Genomic DNA, 18,398 nt, shown 5'->3' with positions numbered 1-18,398 from the left:
GACATTGATTATCAAGTATGTAAGAATAAAAATACAGTTATGTAGGCGTTTCCTTTTTACTTTTAAATTATCAGTTTTTTAAAGATTCTTTACACTTCATCGCTGGTAAATGTCATGAAATTTTTCTTTTTAAAAGGTCGGATAATCAAACGTCCTTCACGATCAAATCGAATATAATTGTAAACCCAATTTAAGAAAACTACGGCTTTATTTTTGAACCCTATCAGTGAAAACAGGTGGACAAACATCCATACAAACCATGCGAAAACACCGCTGAAATGGTATTTAGGCAAATCGACTACTGCTTTATTTCTTCCTATGGTTGCCATTGCGCCTTTGTCATGGTATTCAAAAGCTTCCATGGGTTTGTTTTCTATTAATTTTATTAAGTTTTCACCCAACAATTCTCCTTGCTGCATTGCGGGTTGCGCCATCATTGGATGTCCTTGCGGATAGGTGTCAGATTCCATTGAAGCGATATCCCCCACCGCAAAAATAGTGTCGTATCCAATCACTTGGTTGTATTCATTTACCCGAATGCGTTCTACTTTGTCAACCAAGGATTTAGCATCCAGCCCCGCGACAATAGCGCCTTGAACGCCTGCTGTCCAAATTACAGTGGCTGTTTCAAAAGACAGATCGGAATTTGTGGTTATAGTGCGTCCATCATAATTAGTGACGCGGACGTTTTTCCAGATTTTCACCCCCAAACTAATTAGAAATTTTTCGGCGGCTTGCGAGGATTTTTCACTCATGGTATTGAGGATTCTATCCCCGCTTTGGACAAGATTGATTTCCATTTTTGTTATATCAAGATCTGGATAGTCTTTTTGTAAAATGGCTTTTTTCATTTCGGCCAAAGCGCCGGAAAGCTCCACTCCTGTTGGTCCTCCTCCTACCAACACAAAATTAATGAGACTATTCCGTTCGGCTACATCAGTGGTTAAAACAGCTTGCTCGAAATTTTCGAGAATCAGACTTCGAATATTGAGCGATTGCGGTATCGTTTTCATGGCCATACTGTTGCGCTCAATTTCTTTATTGCCAAAATAATTGGTTTTGGACCCCGTGGCAATCACGAGATAATCATAAGTTAATTCTCCTATTTCGGCGATTACTTTTTGGTTTTTGGCATCAATTTCTTGAACATTTGTAAGCCTAAAATAGACATCGTCGTATTCCTGAATTACTTTTCGGATGGGATACGCTATTGAACCGGCTTCGAGACCGCCTGTGGCCACTTGGTATAATAAAGGTTGGAAAGTATGGTAATTGTGTTTGTCTAAAAGGACAACCTGAACTTTTTTATTTTTTAGTTTTTTGGCTAATGCGATTCCGGCGAAACCTCCACCTATGATTACTATTCTGGGTAAAGTTGAGTTTGGGATGTTCATGTTTAAAAAAGTTCTGAATTGTTGATACTCAAAGATACAATGTTTTCTACTGCTGAATTTCACCAAATAGTATCGAAATTTTTGTTTTTTGGGAACGGTATTCTAAAAACGAAACGCGTAGATTAGCCCCGATGGAAATGGAAATCCTTTATTTTTCTGGTTTTTTTTTAGAAAATAAAGATTGTAAAGTACAGCGGGATGAGTTTTAATTATGAAAGAGATACTGTTGTGCTCCTCGAAAAAAAAGTGCTCCTTTGTAACAAAAACTACTAATGACTTACTAACGTATATATGAATGATAATCTAGAACATTCTTTTGTAAAGCAATTGCAGGAAAATCAGAATATAATCCACAAGATTTGTAGGTTGTATACTAACAGCGATGATGCACATAAGGATTTGTTTCAGGAAATTACTATTCAGTTGTGGAAGGCTTTCCCAAAATTTAGAGGCGACAGCAAATTTTCTACATGGGCGTATCGAGTCGCACTGAATACGGCAATTACTTTGTACCGAAAAACAAAACGATCCATAAACACTATTGAATTTGAAGGACGGCAACATTTCCTGAATGATGTGGAATATGATTATGAGGAGGAAGAACAATTAAAATTAATGTATAAGGCTGTTTACCAGCTTAATGATATTGAAAAAGCATTAATATTTATGTATCTTGAAGACAAAGATTATCAGGAAATATCAGAAACATTAGGAATTAGCGAAGTAAATGCAAGGGTGAAAATGAATAGAATAAAAGGGAAATTAAAAAAAATATTAAATCCATTAGGCGTATGAAAGAGTTGGATTTATTTAAAAAAGACTGGCAAAAGAGTACAAATTCTTTTGAGCAAGTATCAGAAATTGACATTTATAAAATGATCCATAAAAAATCATCTTCAATCGTGAAGTGGATTTTGATTATTAGTATTTTGGAAGTTTTATTGTGGACGTGTTTAAGTGTCTGTTTCAATTCCGATGACTATTTAAAAACAATAAATCATGGTGAATTAATTCAATACTTTGACGTGTTTACTTATTTTAATTATGGTGTGATCGTATTTTTTATATATTTATTTTATAAAAATTACAAAACTATTTCTACCACTGTTTCTACCAAACAATTAATGTTCGACATTTTAAAAACCCGAAAAACGGTTCAATATTATGTTTGGTATAATCTGGCAATGTTAGTGGTTAGTTTAATAATAGGGTTTATAATTGCTTTTGTTTATAATCCCGAAATGAGTATCTTGAAAGATAAAATTGCCAGTGACGGACGAGTGATGGCTATATCGATCGGATTCTTAATACTTACAACTTTGATGTTCTTTGGGGCGTTCTGGCTGTTTTACAGAATACTATATGGCATATTGCTTCGAAGATTGTATGCTAATTATAAAGAATTAAAAAAGATAGATTTATAAAAAAGAGTTCGCCGTGGCGAACTCTTTAAGTAACATTAATATTCCCATTTTCTTAAACGGTTCAATTCTTCTTGTTCTTTTATGATTTCACACGGAATAACTTTTAGAAACGAAGGATGTTGCTCAATAGCATATTCTACTTTTTCAACAATTTCCTCAATGGTATCCTTATCATAATCAATTTCCAACGGTTCTTTGATGATAAAAGACTGGAGAATTCCTTTCTTCTTCATACGAATTCCTTTTTTATCAAACGAACGACGAAAACCATCAATAACAATGGGAATCACTATAGGCCTGTGTTGCTTGATAATATGCGCTGTTCCTTTTCGTACCGGTTTAAAAGATTTTGTTGTCCCCTGCGGAAAAGTGATTACCCACCCGTCAGCAAGAGCAATTTTAATATTTTCAGTGTCATCCGGATTGATCCCTTTTTTTTCCTGAACATCAACTCCTTTAGCACGCCAAGTCCGCTCTACTGAAATTGCTCCTGCATATGCCATAATTCGTGGCAATAATCCCGCCTGCATGGTTTCTTTGGCAGCAACGTAATAGATATTCATTTTAGGTTGCCAGAGATAGCACACATTTTTGATCGTGTCATCCCGCCCACTCAAACTGGCATTAAAAACATGAAACATGGCAACTACATCCGCAAAATAAGTTTGATGATTGGAAATAAAAAGTACATTCGTATCCGGTAAATTTCTGATGATTTCCGATCCTTCAATGTGTAATTCATTAAATCCCCGGTACCTTCTGTGCGATATGACTCCAAAGATTCGGATTAGCCATTTTTTTATAAATAATATGTGTCCGAAAGGATTTCTCTTCAACAATCCCATAAAATTGTATGTTTTTTTTGTGAATTTGGTTTACAAATTTACGAAATTAATATTTGAATTTTTATACATCATTCACCTGAACTACTAGCAAAACCGAACGAATTAATTACCATTTTTACGACTCTCAAATTTAAATTTATTACTCAAGAACCTCTTTTAAAACTTCTTTTAACTCACTCAACATCATTGCGGTAGCGCCCCAAACAATATGCTCCTCAATTTTGAAGGCCGGAATACTGATGTTATCTGCATAGGAAGTTGACAAATTTGTGTTTACCACAAGTGCATCGTCTAAAAATAGTGCTAAAGGCAGTTCGATAATATTTGCCACTTCAGAAAGTTGAGGTACAAACACTAGTTCTTCTTTACTAATACCCAAAAAAGGATATACCATAAAATTACTTGGCGGAATATATAATTCTGTAAATGGTTTAAGAATTTCAATTTTATCCGGATGAATTCCTAACTCTTCATGCGTTTCCCGAAGTGCCGTTTCCGCAAAATTTTCATCTTCCAGTTCGTATTTCCCTCCAGGAAATGCAATTTGAGCCGAATGAACGCCTTTGTAGGAATTACGGACAATTAATACCAAATGTGTTGTGTCATTTTTAGGATAAAAAAGCATCATTACTGCCGCTATCCTTGGATTTACACCTCCAATATCGATGTTTTTTAAGCTTTCTATCCGCTCTAAAGGCGCCATTTTCACATGTGCGTCAAAAGCGGGAAGACTAGTTTCGATTATTTTAGGAACATATTGTAAAAATTCTTGAAAATTCATAATCAAAGTCTATTTTTGCAGACAAAACTGCATATAAATATAGTTTAGAAAATACGATTACACAAGTTTTCTACACCCAAAAAGTCATTCTTAATGTATAGCAAAGAAGAAACACAGCGATTAAAACGAGAATTCTGGATAGCATTCGCAGAAAAATATCCACGAAAATGGGTTTTATACGACACTAAAATCAAAGATTTTTCTTTTAAATTTTATGTGGACAATAAAAAAGCGCAAGTTTTAATCGATATTGAACATCGAAGTGATGAAAAAAGAATTGCTTATTTTGAAAAGCTGGAGGCGCTAAAAAATATTCTCGAAGAGGATTTTATTAAAAACTTAGTTTTTGAAAAAGACCACACTCTGGAAAGTGGAAAAACCATCAGTAGAATTTGGGTTGAAAAATTAGGAGTTGGAGTGAGTAATCGCAACTATTGGGATGAAATATTTGACTTCTACAATGAAAAAATGAATGCTTTGGAATTGTTTTATTTAGAATACGATGACTTTATTAAAGATATTGAAAACCTTTAAAATTTAGACCCGTTAACTAACTAATAAGTAAAAAAATGCTTTAATTTGAACAAGATAACGGTTCAAATTGAAGTGTTTTTAACTGCAAATCATCACATGTTGAAGATGTTGTAAACTATAATCCGATCTTCATAATTTATATACAATTGCTTCCTGTTACCCTGCTTTTTTCTGGTGATGATCGATACGGTACAATCTACTCCTTCATTATCTTTACAGGTAAAAGAGTAAACAATATCAGTATCATTCTCTTCTATAGGCTGATAAACTATGATTTCAAATAATTGGATAATTTGAGAATAAACTACTATTCTATTTTTATCAGTATCCAATGTGACTAACATATTGACCAAATCTAAATCCGACCATTTACCCCATTTTCCTTTTTCTGTTTTTTCTAAAACACTAAAGCCTGAAGTTTTAAACTTATAATTTTGACCAAAAGAATGTTGCAATCCCATTACTAAAAAAAGTAATACTATATATATTTTTGTCTTTGTCATTCCTAATAAATTAAAAATCAAAATTAACTATTTCTTTTCTAGCCATTTCAAAATCGGTTATCATTTCCTGAATGATTGTTGCAGCTGGTTTTATGTCATGAATCAAACCTGCTATTTGCCCAATCTCTAACTCCCCTTCAATTAAATCGCCTTCAAACATACCCCGTTTAGCCCTTGCTTTTCCTAATAAACCTGTTAGTTCTTCTTTAGTCGGACATTTTTCATATAAATGCTGAACATCCTGATAAAATTTATTTTTAATCAATCGTACAGGAGCGAGTTCTTTTAACGTTAATTGTGTATCGCCTTCTTTAACATTTACAATCGTTTCCTTAAAATTAGTATGAGCAGAAGATTCTAATGATGCTGCAAATCTACTTCCTACCTGAACCCCATCAGCTCCAAGTACCATTGTCGCTAGCATACCGCGACCGGTAGCGATACCTCCGGCGGCAATTAACGGAATGGTAATTTTTTGTTTCACCATCGGAATCAGCGTAAGCGTAGTCGTTTCTTCTCTCCCATTATGTCCACCGGCTTCAAAACCTTCCGCAACAATTGCGTCCACACCAGCGTCTTGAGCTTTTACTGCAAAAACGGAACTGCTAACCACATGAACAACGGTTATGCCATTTTCTTTCAAATAAGAAGTCCATGTTTTGGGATTTCCAGCGGATGTGAAAACAATTTTTACCCCCTCATCAACGATGATTTTCATGATTTCTTCGATATTGGGATACAGCATGGGAACGTTTACTCCAAAAGGCTTTGAAGTGGCCTTTTTACATTTTCGAATGTGTTCCCGTAAAACTTCGGGATACATGGAACCTGCTCCAATCAATCCTAAACCTCCGGCATTACTTACGGCACTTGCTAATTTATAACCACTATTCCAAATCATTCCTCCTTGAATGATTGGATATTTAATTGTAAAAAGTTCTGTGATTTTATTCATCTAGTATTGAAGCTATAATTTTTTAATTATTTTTCCCGTTTTAGAGAAACCATATGATTCCATTTTATAAAGATATACTCCTTCGTTGAGCGATTTCAATGAAATAATAGAGGCTTGAGGTGTTATATTTTGTTCTAGGACTTTTTGTCCTAAAATGGAATAAATAAATACTGTTCCCTTAGCAAATTTTGCAGGTAAAGAAATGGAAACAGTATCACTTGCCGGATTAGGATAGAGTATAAAATCATCATTAGAAAATGATTCTAATGCTAATTGACTACTTACAGCCAATGCAAAATCCGGAATACCAAATCCATATTGATTATTGGGAGTGGAAAATTTATCCGATGATTTTAGTACTAGCTCTCTAATTTCACGATTGGTTTTCTTAGGAAATGCCTGCCATAAACAAGCAATCATTCCAGCCATAATAGGACTTGAAAAAGAAGTTCCATTAGCGGTCACGATATTTCCTGCGGCATCTGAGACTATTGCTGCCTGTCCTTGAGCCATGACATCCGGTTTTATCCTTCCATCAGACGAAGGTCCTATTGAGCTGAACGAAGTCACTACTTCCGAAGAGTTAACGGCACCTACAGCAATTACTGAAATAGCATCGGCAGGAGTCGCAATATAGGGAGCTGATGTACCGCCAGAATTACCCGCTGATGTCACTACAATCATACCTCTGCTGAATGCCACTTCAGCCCCACGGGAAATAAATGCAGTTGTACCATTTAATTCATTATATGTGTGACTATAGGCATTGTTATCGTAATCAAAGTATCCTAAAGAGGTATTAATAATATCTACTCCTAAACTATCGGCTCTTTCTGCTGCTTCAACCCAAAGCGATTCTTCAACAGGATTTTCCGAAGTATCATCTTCGGTAATAAATAAATAATACGATGCATCTGGTGCTGTTCCCACTAATGAATTCTCTTGATAACCACCCATTGTAGAAAGCACCGAAGTCCCGTGTGAAACACCAGTATAAAAATTGGGATCTCTTAACACAAAATTATAACCTCCCAAAATTTGCTTATTAGCTTTTAATCTTTGAAAAGGTGGCGCTGTATCCACTCCTATAAATCCACCATCTAAAACAGCTATTATTTTGCCGGATCCGGTATAATTCTGTTTGTGCAACTCTTGTCCGTTAAGCATCTGGATTTGATTCCCCGAAGAACCATACGCATAATCGACTTTGGTTTTCTTTGTTTTATCTGCCTTCTTTATTTTTGACAGCTTCGCTATTTTTGCGGTTCGATTGAGTGTTTTATCTGCAAAATCAATTTTGTTGACAAAAGAAAGCAGTGCCAAACCATTTATATTTGCCTGTGTACCCCGAACATGGACCGCATTCATCCATTTGGATTTGGCCTTGACAGTAATACCAGCAACTAATTTTACTTGATTAATATAGGATTGTTCAACTGGAATATCTTTAAAATCTATGGCGATATTTTGATTGCTTCTTCTATCTAATGCTCTTTGAGTAAGCATTTCCAAAGGTTTATTTATGTACTGTTGGGAACTGGGTTTTGCATTAAAATATACCCAGGCATCCTGTTGTGCAAAGCCAACTGAAGTAATCAGTAAAAAAAGGGCTATGTAGAATTTTTTCATCGTAAACTTTGTTTTTAAACCCTAAAGAATCCAACTATTGCAAGGATTGAATCATTGTCGTTACTTGTTAGGAATTATTTCATTCGAGCACAGGGTCCCCGTTTTCAATCCTTTCTTCAAATATAGTACTAAACTAATAAATAACTCCTGAACCAACTAACTCTTCCCCTAAATACCAAGCAACAAATTGCCCTTCCGTTATTGCAGATTGAGGTTCCTCAAAGGAAACGTACATCCCGCTTTCAAATTGGTGCAAGGTGGCACTTTGCAAAGGTTGTCTGTATCGAATTCTAGCCATTACATTCATAGTTTTACCATTGGCCAAAGCCAAATCTTCACGAATCCAATGCACTTCTGTTTTTTCTATAAATAATGCTTTCTTAAATAATCCAGGATGTTGACTGGTCAATCCAGTGTAAATGGTATTTGTTTCCACATTTGTGGCAATAATAAACAAAGGATCAGTTGTTCCTCCTACATTTAGTCCTTTTCGTTGACCAATAGTAAAATAATGAGCTCCTTGATGTTTCCCCACTACTTTGCCCATCTCTGGAGTGTACGGAATTTTTTTTGCAGCAGACAGCAAACCCTCTTCTAAAGTTAATGCGGCTTCCTTTTCAAAACTATAAACTGGATCGTTTTTATCAATTTGAATTATATTTCCGTCTTTTGGTTGTAATTTTTGTTGTAAAAACTCTGGCAAACGTACTTTTCCAATAAAACACAAACCTTGCGAATCTTTCTTGTCGGCAGTTATTAATTCCATTTGAGCCGCGATTTCACGAACTTCTGGTTTTGTCAATTCTCCGATAGGAAACAATGATTTTGCCAACTGCTCTTGCGATAATTGACATAGAAAATACGATTGATCTTTATTAGAATCGGCACCCGCTATCAGTTGATAAACGGTTTCCCCGTTTACTTGGATTTCATTTTTTTGGCAGTAATGTCCAGTGGCCACATAATCGGCACCAAGACTTAACGCAATTTTCATAAAAACATCAAATTTTATTTCGCGGTTGCAAAGTACATCGGGATTTGGAGTACGCCCTTTTTCATATTCGTTAAACATATAGTCCACGATTTTCTCTTTGTATTCTTCGCTTAAATCAACCGTTTGGAAAGGAATTCCTAACTTTTCAGCAACTAATAAAGCATCATTACTGTCTTCAAGCCACGGGCATTCATTAGAAATAGTAACGGAGTCATCGTGCCAATTTTTCATAAAAAGCCCTATCACTTCATACCCTTGTTGTTGCAATAAATAAGCAGCAACACTTGAATCTACTCCGCCAGAAAGTCCTACAACAACACGCTTCATCTTCAAAAAATTATAATTTTACAAGGACGCAAAGTTACAAAAGATTTACAACAGTATTTGTTAAGTATAACGTTAATTGTTTTTGGATTTTGACGCATTTTCAGCAAAACTCATATTCGTTTCTTTTACCAATTTCCCTTTTTCAAAAAACTGCCAAATGCCGGATTTTTTACCATTAACAAATTGTCCTTTGGAAACTACATTTCCATTTGTGTCACTAAAAATCGCTAAACCGCTATAAATATTATTTTTAAAAACTGATTCTTCAAGCAAAATCCCTTTTTCAGTATATTTTTTATAAAAACCATTTTTCAGATTATTTTTATAACTAATTTCTTCTGCTACTTTACCACTAAGATAAAAAACGGTACGCACACCTTCCAACTTTCCATTTACGTAACTCTCTGTAGTCATAGTACTTTTTGAAGCTTGATGGTAGTACTTCCACTGTCCTTCAAATAATTTATTGACAACTTTTCCTTCACTGACTTTATTTTTATTCTGATCGTAAAAAATGGTATATGCTGAATTGTCTTTTGTATTAAATTCTCTTGTTGCTATTATGGTTTTCGCTTTGGTATCATCATAAAAATTAAAAACACCTATTTCTTTTCCATGCTCAAAAGTCCCTTCATATCGAGGTCTTTTTGATTCCTCATAAAAGCCTTTCCATACTCCGTGTTTTTTCCCTTTTTGATCTAAGGTATTAAAATCGGTTTGCGCGTAAAGACAAAACACACTAAAAAACATTAAAACAAATATTCCTTTTTTATAAAATGTTTTCATAATCGTTGTTTTTATAGTAACGAATTTAGGTCGCTTAAATTATAGGTAAATAAAAAAAATCCCGAATATTTCGAGATTTTTTTTATTTATTATTTCTTCTTCTGTTGTGCTTTTTGAGCCTCAGCTTGTTCCATAACTTCCTGAAGTTTTTTCTGAAATTTACCTTGTTTTTTTGGCTCTTTCAACTTGTTCTCTTGAATTTGGGCATGAATCTTATCACTGTCGATAAAGTATCTTTTGATGACAATCATAATTCCAATGGTAATTAAATTCGAAATAAAGTTATACAAACTCAATCCCGCACCATAACTATTGAAGAAAAACAACATCATGATTGGCGATACATAAATCATGATTTTCATCATCTTCGCCATATCTGGCATCCCTTCTTGTTGCGGAGCTGCCATTTGTTGGTCACCAGAAGTCATTTTCATATAGAAGAAAATTGCAATTGACGCCAGCACCGGAAACAAACTGATGTGATTTCCATAAAAAGGAATATAAAAAGGCAAGCGTATTACTTCATCAAAAGACGATAAATCATCTGCCCAAAGGAAACTTTTTTGTCTTAACTCAAAAGCCGATGGAAAGAATTGAAACGATGCGTACATAAAAGGAAGCTGAATCAAGGCTGGAATACATCCCGCCATAGGATTCACACCCGCTTTGTTATACAATTTCATAGTTTCCTGTTGTTTCTTCATTGGGTCTTTTTTGAATTTTTCTCCCAATTCTGTAATTTCAGGTCGCAATACTTTCATCTTGGCTTGTGACAAAAATGATTTGAACGTAATAGGCGACATTGCCAATTTAATCAATATCGTGAAAACAATAATCGCAATTCCATAGGCAATGTAAGAACTTAAAAATCCGAATAATGGAATAAAAATAAATTTATTGATCCATCCAAAAATACCCCAACCTAATGAGATAATTTCTTCTAAGTTTTTGTCATAATTATTTAAAGTCTTGTAATCCGTTGGGCCAAAATACCAACTCATTTTATGATCTAATTCGCCGTTTTCAAACACTAACGGTACATTTGCTTTAAATTGTTTGGTGAATGTAGTATCAATTTTATCGTCTATAACCAAATTATCAGACTTCACTTTCGCAGTTTCGAAAGCCGTTTTTGTCAAAAGTATCGTTGAGAAAAAGTGTTGTTTGAAAGCTATAAAAGTTGCCTTTTCAAGATCAGATGTCTCTGATTGACCTAAACCTGCGTAATCAACTTTTCCTTCTTTATGCTCAAAATAAATTTCAGTATAACGGTTTTCGTAAGACACACTTTTCTCATTCCTATACGTTTTTAAATTCCACTCTAAATCCAACGGTTTAGCTGTATTTAGAACTTTGTTCAACCCTTGAGAACGAATATCAAAACCAATCATATAATCGTTTGGTTTCAAAATGTATTTGTATTCCAAAAATTCATTAGCACCCGCTTTCAATTTCATCGACAATACTTGGTCTGCTCCCGTTTTAATCAACGTAGGCTCAAAATACAAGTCTTTAGAGTTTAAAGTACGGTTATCACTGGTAAGTAATTGTACATTTAAATTGGCATTATTGTCTTTTATCAATTCAACTAATTGTCCAGAACCTTTCTTGAATTTTTCAAACTTTTTCAAAGTAGCTTCAACAATGTATCCTCCTTTATTGGCAATTGTCAATTTAACCAATTCGTTTTCAATAGTTGTAAAACCAGCAGTAGCTGAAGGAAGCGTAGCAGAATAAGCAAAATTCCCCAGCGTTTTTTGCAGTTGAGCCATTTGTGTAGAATCACCGGTTGCTGCAACTGCAATAGTAGCTTTTGCAACAGTTTTTTCCTCTAAATCTTTGGCTTTAGCCTGCTTAATGGTCAACTCTTTTTGGGCTTTCTCAGCGGCAATAACTTTTGGGTCAGGTTGATTTTGGTACATGATAAACACCAAAATACCAAAAATTAATGCAAAACCGATAATCGAATTGAGGTCAAATTTTTTTTGTTCCATTATTATATTTAAAAAAGTTTAATCTATTAGTATGAAGTTTAATAATTTGTTTCAAACAACAACAACTATTTTTTCTTTGCCTGAACGGCTGCTGCCACAAAATTCACAAAAATAGGATGCGGATTCGCTACCGTACTTTTGTATTCCGGATGGTATTGTACCCCAATAAAAAATGGATGATCTTCTATTTCTATAATCTCAACCAATCCTGTGTCCGGATTCACCCCCGAAGCAATTAATCCTGCATTTTGCAATTGGGCTACATAATTACTATTGTACTCATAACGGTGACGGTGACGCTCCGAAATAGTCTCTTTTCCGTATATTTTGTATGCCAATGAATCTTTTTTGATATCACATTTCCATGCTCCAAGACGCATTGTTCCTCCCTTATCAGTAATGGTTTTTTGTTCTTCCATAAGGTTTACAACCGGATGCGAAGTATGCTCGTTCATTTCAGTAGAATTTGCATCAGCATATCCTACAATATTTCTTGAATATTCAATAATTGCCATTTGCATACCCAAACAAATTCCGAAAAACGGCACTTTATTTTCACGAGCATACTGCACTGCAGCAATTTTTCCTTCAATTCCTCTTTCTCCAAAACCAGGAGCCACAAGAATTCCGTCCAAACCATTTAATTTCTCGTTTATGTTTGTTGCATTAATGTGTTCTGAATGAATAGAAATTACATTTACTTTGGTTTCGTTTGCGGCACCTGAATGAATGAAAGCTTCCAAAATAGATTTGTAACAATCTTGCATTTCTACATATTTACCAATCAAACCGATGTTCACAGTATGCTTTGGATGTTTCAATCGGCGTAAAAAAGTATTCCAGTTTTTCAAGTCCGGAGCCGCTTTTTTAGGTAAATCTAATTTCTTTAATGCTACTACATCAAGTCCTTCTTCCAGCATTAAATTTGGCACTTCATAAATTGTCGAAGCATCAATAGATTGAATAACAGCTTCTCTTTTTACATTACAGAATAATGCCAATTTATTTCTTAATTCCTCGGAAATTTCATGTTCAGTTCTACAAACTAGAATGTCCGCTTTAATTCCACTCTCCATCAATGTTTTAACAGAATGCTGTGTTGGTTTCGTTTTTAGTTCTCCAGCAGCAGCCAGATATGGCACCAAAGTAAGATGAATCACGATTCCGTTATGCTCCCCTAATTCCCAAACCAGTTGACGTACTGATTCTATGTAAGGTAAAGATTCAATATCGCCTACCGTTCCACCAATCTCGGTGATAACAATATCAAAATCGCCGGAATTTCCGAGCAATTGCATTCTTTCTTTGATTTCATTGGTGATATGAGGAACGACTTGAACGGTTTTGCCAAGAAATTCTCCTCTTCTTTCTTTTTCAATAACTGAAAGATAAATTCTTCCCGTAGTAACATTATTCGCCTGAGAAGTAGGAACATTCAAGAAACGCTCGTAATGTCCTAAATCTAAATCTGTTTCTGCGCCATCATCCGTCACGTAACATTCTCCATGTTCATAAGGATTTAATGTCCCTGGATCGACATTAATATAAGGGTCAAACTTTTGGATAGTTGTACGATACCCTCTAGCTTGTAACAATTTTGCCAATGATGCTGCTATAATTCCTTTCCCTAGAGAAGAAGTCACACCGCCAGTGACAAAAATATATTTCGTTTGATTCATTCTGTTGTTGTTTGTGTTGTAGTTGTGTAAAAAACTTGGCAAAAATACAATTATAAATTGAGAAAAAGCTAATTTGAAAATGAGATAATTTGGAAATTTAAGAATTGCAAAACGTTTCCTTTTAAGTTTCAGAACTGTATTGAATTCGTAAATTAAAGCGGTTTCGGGTATCTTTTTTTGATATTTCGTATCAATTCCTCCAATCCGTTCAATTTTAGCTCATATATGAGTTGAAGCTGCTGGCCTAGTTCTCCTTTTGGAAAACCTTTATTGCTATACCAAACCACGTAATATTCAGGCAAGTCAATCAGATACTTTCCTTCGTATTTACCAAAAGGCATTTTAGTATGAGCAAGTTTGATGAGTTGTTTTTGATTTTGATCCATTTTTTGGAGAAAAAAATAAAAAAGAGATCAGAAGTAAGCTTTATATCCTAGTCTTCCTAGTACCTCTTTCTTCTATATTCTACTTTATTTCCAGTTAAAAATAATGCGTTTTTCGATTTCAGTATTTAAACTCAGGAAAACGGGACATGTCATGGCAACTCTTTCCAGAATGGTTTTATTTTTTTGATCCGTTTCTCCATACATTTCAAAAGAAATTTCGATTACACCGATGCGCCTTGGTTCCCCATTCATAATTTTAGTCACTTCAGCAGTTGATCCTTTCAAATTAACGTCCAAATCACGTGCTTTTATTCCCATAACGGTCATCATGCAACTTGCCAAAGCATTGGCCACCGTATCCGTTGGAGAAAAAGCTTCCCCTTTCCCATTATTATCTACAGGAGCATCTGAAATAATTTCAATTCCGGATTGCAAATGAATTGAAGAGGTTCTCAAATCCCCTAAATAAGTTACTTTTGATGTCATTAATTAGCTTCTTTTATAGTTAAATCAGTGTCATAATATAAGATGTACACTCCTTTATTTATGTAACCACCGGCTTCTTTTTTGTAAAATTCGAACTTATTATCTACTTGTTCCGTAGCTGTACTATCAATCGTTTCTTGATATTTCTTATCTTGTGACAATCGCATCATAGTATCAAAAGTAATATCAAAACCTCGTGTGGCAAATGCACTTGGATAAATTTTGTTTTTCTTTTTAAACTCTTTTTCGAAAACTAAAGCTTCAGGTGATTCGTTTTCGCGAGTAACAGAAGGATAGGTTAATTTTAATTTTGTTAAATTCACGAAACTGATTTCGTCGGTATCTAATGTTTCATTTGGCTCCAAAATAACCAATTGCACTTTATAAATAGCCATAGAACTTATCATAGTAGCGATGGTTGCTTTAATCATTCCCGTATTTCCGGTTTCCATTACTACATAGTTTATTTTATCTTTCACAAATAAACTTTTCAAATTTTCAGCTGATACTCCTCCATTCGGAAGAAGCGTTGAAAATTTCACATCGGTATGATTCTCTTTAATATAGGCTATAACGGATTCTTTTTTCTTATCCACCACCGCTATAATATTTCCGTTTCTAGCCCGCATGAAATCGAACATGGCATTTTTAACTACTGTAGTGGTAGGAATTGTTTCAAGCATATTGCTAAATGAATTACCGGTATCTTTTGATAAAGGCGAAATCACAGGCACTTGATTTAGACTTAATAATTCAGCGGTTTTTTCAACATTGTTTTGATAAAAAGGCCCAATTATAGCATCTGAATTTTCTAAATTATTTTCTTTAATTATAGCCGCAATATTGGAGGTATTTTTCGTTTCCTGAGAATCAAATATATTCACGTCTATAGCGAGTCCCAGTTGTTTAGCTGAATCAATTGCTACCAAAGCTCCTGCATAAAAGTCTAAAGTCATGTTCAAGAATTTATCTTTTTTCAAGCGCATAGCAGTCGAATTAACGGTGTCGCCTTCAATTTTTGATATATTAAAAGGCAAAAGCAACACTAATTTCTTTCTATTATTACTTTGCTTTGCGATAACAGCGTATTCTTTTTTACTTTCCGGCAGAATACGACCATTTGCTGGAACTTTCAAAATCATTCCTTCTTCCACACCTTGCGACAAAGCAGGATTAAGAATAATTAATTCTTCCTGAGTCATCGCTGCCATTTTTGACAAACTATAAAGCGTTTCTTTTGGCTTTACTGCATAGTTCAAATAATGGACTGAAGCAGCAACTTTTTCAGGAGTCGCTTTTACAATTTGTTTTTTAGCGTCAACCACTGCAACCGTTTTAGCTGCTTTTGGAGCATTTCCTTTGATAATTAACTTATAACCAATAGGTAAATTCGAAACTATTTCAGGGTTTTTTTTCTCTAGTTCTTTAATGGAAATGCCATATTTTTTGGCAATAGAATATTTGGTTTCTTTAGCGAGTACATCATGATATAGTACTTTTGTTTGTAACGGCGTAGTATTTTTTTGTTCTATGCCATTTGGAATTATAAGGGTTTGTCCAATTTGCAATCCATCTTTTTCCAAAAACGGATTTGCTTGTTTTAATGCTGCATCAGAAACACCATATTTTTTTTCGATACCATACAAAGTTTCTTTCGGTGCTACTTCATGGAGGATTGTTTTCGCAGTAGACTTACGCTGAAACATTGCTTTTTGTTTACCACCGCTTTTTGGAATCAGTAAAACACTATTAGGTTTCAAACCACTTTGTGCATCTGGATTTAATTGATAGATATCATACGGAGTTACTTTATACTTTTTTGCAATCTCACGGATTGTCTCTCCTTTTTCCACTTTATGTGTCGTCGTTTTTTCCTGTGAAAAAACACTATAATTAAAAAACAAAACCGTTATACAAATCGCAAAAAAATATTTCATCATTTTTATTTATAAATTATTTAATCATTAATAACGGAACGGTATCAAATTTTATTCCAAAAATCTGATACCGTTTTATAGCAAGCACTGAAAATAATGACGTTCAATAGATTAAAGTAATAATCTAAATTATTATTCCCACTCAATAGTAGCTGGCGGTTTTGAACTAATATCGTACACCACTCTATTTACGCCTTTTACTTTATTAATGATATCATTAGATACTTTCATCAAGAATTCATATGGTAAATGCACCCAGTCAGCAGTCATTCCATCTGTAGATTCCACTGCACGAAGAGCAATTACTTTTTCATAAGTACGTTCATCGCCCATGACACCTACACTATTTACTGGAAGTAAAATAGCTCCTGCTTGCCATACTTTGTCGTATAATCCCCAAGACTTCAATCCATCAATAAAAACAGCATCTACATCTTGTAAAATCTGCACTTTTTCTGGCGTGATATCTCCTAAAATTCTAATTGACAATCCTGGACCAGGAAAAGGATGTCTTCCTAATAATTCTGGATCAATTCCTAATGAAGCGCCTACTCTGCGAACTTCATCTTTGAAAAGCATGCGCAAAGGTTCGACAATTTTTAATTTCATGTAATCCGGTAATCCCCCCACATTATGATGTGATTTAATAGTAGCCGAAGGTCCTTTTACAGAAACTGATTCTATAACATCCGGATAGATTGTTCCTTGTGCCAACCATTTTACATCTTTGATACGGTTTGATTCATCATCGAATACTTCGATAAATACACGTCCGATAATTTTACGTTTGGTTTCTGGGTCACTCACACCTGCTAATTCAGATAAAAAACGATCGCCAGCATCTACTCCTTTTACATTTAGACCCATTCCTTTGTATTGATCTAAAACGTTTTGGAATTCGTTTTTACGAAGCAAGCCATTATTCACAAAAACACAGTATAAGTTCTCTCCAATAGCTTGATGCAATAAAACAGCGGCTACAGTAGAGTCCACTCCACCAGAAAGACCTAGAACCACTTTGTCATCCTGTATTTTTTCTTTTAATTCAGCTACCATATCGGCAACAAAAGCATTTGGAGTGAAATTTTGTGGTACTTCTGCGATTTTTACTAAAAAGTTTTCCAGCATTTTTGATCCATCTGTAGAATGGAAAACTTCAGGGTGGTATTGAATCGCGTACGTGGTTTCCCCTTCAATTCTATACGCTGCAAATTCCACATCGTGTGTACTTGCTATTTTCACGCCATCAGTCGGTAAGGCTTTAATACTATCACTATGGCTCATCCAAACTTGGCTGTTTTCTGAAACACCTTCAAAGAAAATTTCATTCTCTTTTATAAAAGACAAATTAGCTCTACCATATTCTCTGGTGTTCGACGCCGCTACTTCACCACCACTAAAATGTGATAAGTATTGTGCTCCGTAACAAACGGCTAATAAGGGTAGTTTTCCTCTAATTTGAGATAAATCTGGATGTGGCGCATCTTCTCCTCTAACAGAAAAAGGGCTTCCTCCAAGAATTACGGCTTTATAAGATGATAAATCACTCGGAAAATGATTGTAAGGGAAAATTTCGCAGAATATATTTAATTCGCGAACTCTACGCGCAATAAGCTGTGTATATTGCGATCCGAAATCTAAAATAAGTACGTTGTGTTGCATGCGCAAAAATACTTTTTATATTTTGAATTGAAAAATTGATTTTTGAAAAATATTCTTTTTATTTGCAACACCTATAATATTG

The 18,398-nt window shown here is 34.6% G+C and carries 17 protein-coding genes; 3 read left to right on the top strand and 14 right to left on the bottom strand.

Translation table 11 applies throughout. The features are described 5' to 3' along the window. Nucleotides 1-89: 89 nt before the first annotated feature. Nucleotides 90-1,394, bottom strand: coding sequence for an NAD(P)/FAD-dependent oxidoreductase (locus tag ACNQGJ_RS10265; protein ID WP_417972687.1), 1,305 nt, complete (start codon nucleotides 1,392-1,394; stop codon nucleotides 90-92). Between the two features lie 291 nt (nucleotides 1,395-1,685). Between ACNQGJ_RS10265 and ACNQGJ_RS10260 the strand changes: the two genes are divergently transcribed. Beyond that, a complete protein-coding gene (locus tag ACNQGJ_RS10260; RefSeq protein WP_417972688.1) occupies nucleotides 1,686-2,189 on the top strand; it encodes an RNA polymerase sigma factor in 504 nt (167 codons plus the stop codon). Then, nucleotides 2,186-2,818: a hypothetical protein gene (locus ACNQGJ_RS10255; protein WP_417972689.1), complete on the top strand. Its 633-nt coding sequence runs from the start codon at nucleotides 2,186-2,188 to the stop codon at nucleotides 2,816-2,818. The genes ACNQGJ_RS10260 and ACNQGJ_RS10255 overlap by 4 nt, the downstream gene beginning before the upstream one ends. Before the next feature lie 35 nt (nucleotides 2,819-2,853). Here ACNQGJ_RS10255 and ACNQGJ_RS10250 read toward each other — a convergent pair whose 3' ends face one another. Together ACNQGJ_RS10250 and ACNQGJ_RS10245 are read right to left on the bottom strand one after the other, a co-directional pair. After that, complete coding sequence (locus tag ACNQGJ_RS10250) at nucleotides 2,854-3,663, bottom strand: lysophospholipid acyltransferase family protein (RefSeq protein WP_417972690.1); 810 nt, start codon at nucleotides 3,661-3,663, stop codon at nucleotides 2,854-2,856. Nucleotides 3,664-3,802: 139 nt separating this feature from the next. After that, nucleotides 3,803-4,444, bottom strand: coding sequence for an NUDIX hydrolase (locus ACNQGJ_RS10245; RefSeq protein WP_417972691.1), 642 nt, complete (start codon nucleotides 4,442-4,444; stop codon nucleotides 3,803-3,805). A gap of 93 nt (nucleotides 4,445-4,537) precedes the next feature. Between ACNQGJ_RS10245 and ACNQGJ_RS10240 the strand changes: the two genes are divergently transcribed. After that, nucleotides 4,538-4,978: a DUF4268 domain-containing protein gene (locus tag ACNQGJ_RS10240; protein WP_417972692.1), complete on the top strand. Its 441-nt coding sequence runs from the start codon at nucleotides 4,538-4,540 to the stop codon at nucleotides 4,976-4,978. A 92-nt stretch (nucleotides 4,979-5,070) separates the two neighbouring features. On the opposite strand, the gene ACNQGJ_RS10235 is transcribed toward ACNQGJ_RS10240, so the two are convergent. The 11 genes from ACNQGJ_RS10235 to guaA all read right to left on the bottom strand — a co-directional run bounded on the left by ACNQGJ_RS10235 (nucleotide 5,071) and on the right by guaA (nucleotide 18,316). Next, nucleotides 5,071-5,481, bottom strand: a complete 411-nt coding sequence (locus ACNQGJ_RS10235; RefSeq protein WP_417972693.1) for a hypothetical protein — start codon at nucleotides 5,479-5,481, stop codon at nucleotides 5,071-5,073. A gap of 10 nt (nucleotides 5,482-5,491) precedes the next feature. Then, a complete protein-coding gene (locus tag ACNQGJ_RS10230; protein WP_417972694.1) occupies nucleotides 5,492-6,436 on the bottom strand; it encodes an NAD(P)H-dependent flavin oxidoreductase in 945 nt (314 codons plus the stop codon). Nucleotides 6,437-6,448: 12 nt separating this feature from the next. Continuing rightward, a complete protein-coding gene (locus tag ACNQGJ_RS10225; protein WP_417972695.1) occupies nucleotides 6,449-8,065 on the bottom strand; it encodes a S8 family peptidase in 1,617 nt (538 codons plus the stop codon). Nucleotides 8,066-8,198: 133 nt separating this feature from the next. After that, nucleotides 8,199-9,386: a tRNA 2-thiouridine(34) synthase MnmA gene (gene mnmA, locus ACNQGJ_RS10220; RefSeq protein ID WP_417972696.1), complete on the bottom strand. Its 1,188-nt coding sequence runs from the start codon at nucleotides 9,384-9,386 to the stop codon at nucleotides 8,199-8,201. A gap of 72 nt (nucleotides 9,387-9,458) precedes the next feature. Further along, a complete protein-coding gene (locus tag ACNQGJ_RS10215; protein WP_417972698.1) occupies nucleotides 9,459-10,172 on the bottom strand; it encodes a toxin-antitoxin system YwqK family antitoxin in 714 nt (237 codons plus the stop codon). A gap of 89 nt (nucleotides 10,173-10,261) precedes the next feature. Continuing rightward, nucleotides 10,262-12,166: a membrane protein insertase YidC gene (yidC, locus tag ACNQGJ_RS10210; protein WP_417972699.1), complete on the bottom strand. Its 1,905-nt coding sequence runs from the start codon at nucleotides 12,164-12,166 to the stop codon at nucleotides 10,262-10,264. A 65-nt stretch (nucleotides 12,167-12,231) separates the two neighbouring features. Continuing rightward, a complete protein-coding gene (locus ACNQGJ_RS10205; protein ID WP_417972700.1) occupies nucleotides 12,232-13,845 on the bottom strand; it encodes a CTP synthase in 1,614 nt (537 codons plus the stop codon). A gap of 152 nt (nucleotides 13,846-13,997) precedes the next feature. Next, nucleotides 13,998-14,231 carry a DUF3820 family protein gene (locus ACNQGJ_RS10200; RefSeq protein ID WP_099714715.1) on the bottom strand — a complete coding sequence of 78 codons (234 nt, stop codon included), beginning with the start codon at nucleotides 14,229-14,231 and terminating at the stop codon, nucleotides 13,998-14,000. Between the two features lie 84 nt (nucleotides 14,232-14,315). Beyond that, nucleotides 14,316-14,717, bottom strand: coding sequence for an OsmC family protein (locus ACNQGJ_RS10195; RefSeq protein ID WP_417972701.1), 402 nt, complete (start codon nucleotides 14,715-14,717; stop codon nucleotides 14,316-14,318). After that, a complete protein-coding gene (locus tag ACNQGJ_RS10190; RefSeq protein WP_417972702.1) occupies nucleotides 14,717-16,657 on the bottom strand; it encodes a PBP1 and LysM peptidoglycan-binding domain-containing protein in 1,941 nt (646 codons plus the stop codon). Before ACNQGJ_RS10190 ends, ACNQGJ_RS10195 begins: the two co-directional genes overlap by 1 nt. A gap of 129 nt (nucleotides 16,658-16,786) precedes the next feature. Further along, a complete protein-coding gene (gene guaA, locus ACNQGJ_RS10185) occupies nucleotides 16,787-18,316 on the bottom strand; it encodes a glutamine-hydrolyzing GMP synthase (RefSeq protein WP_417972703.1) in 1,530 nt (509 codons plus the stop codon). Nucleotides 18,317-18,398 lie beyond the last annotated feature (82 nt).

The sequence above is a fragment of the Flavobacterium cryophilum genome, from assembly GCF_048286555.1.
Lineage (GTDB): Bacteria > Bacteroidota > Bacteroidia > Flavobacteriales > Flavobacteriaceae > Flavobacterium.
This window is presented reverse-complemented; position numbering and strand designations above follow the sequence as displayed.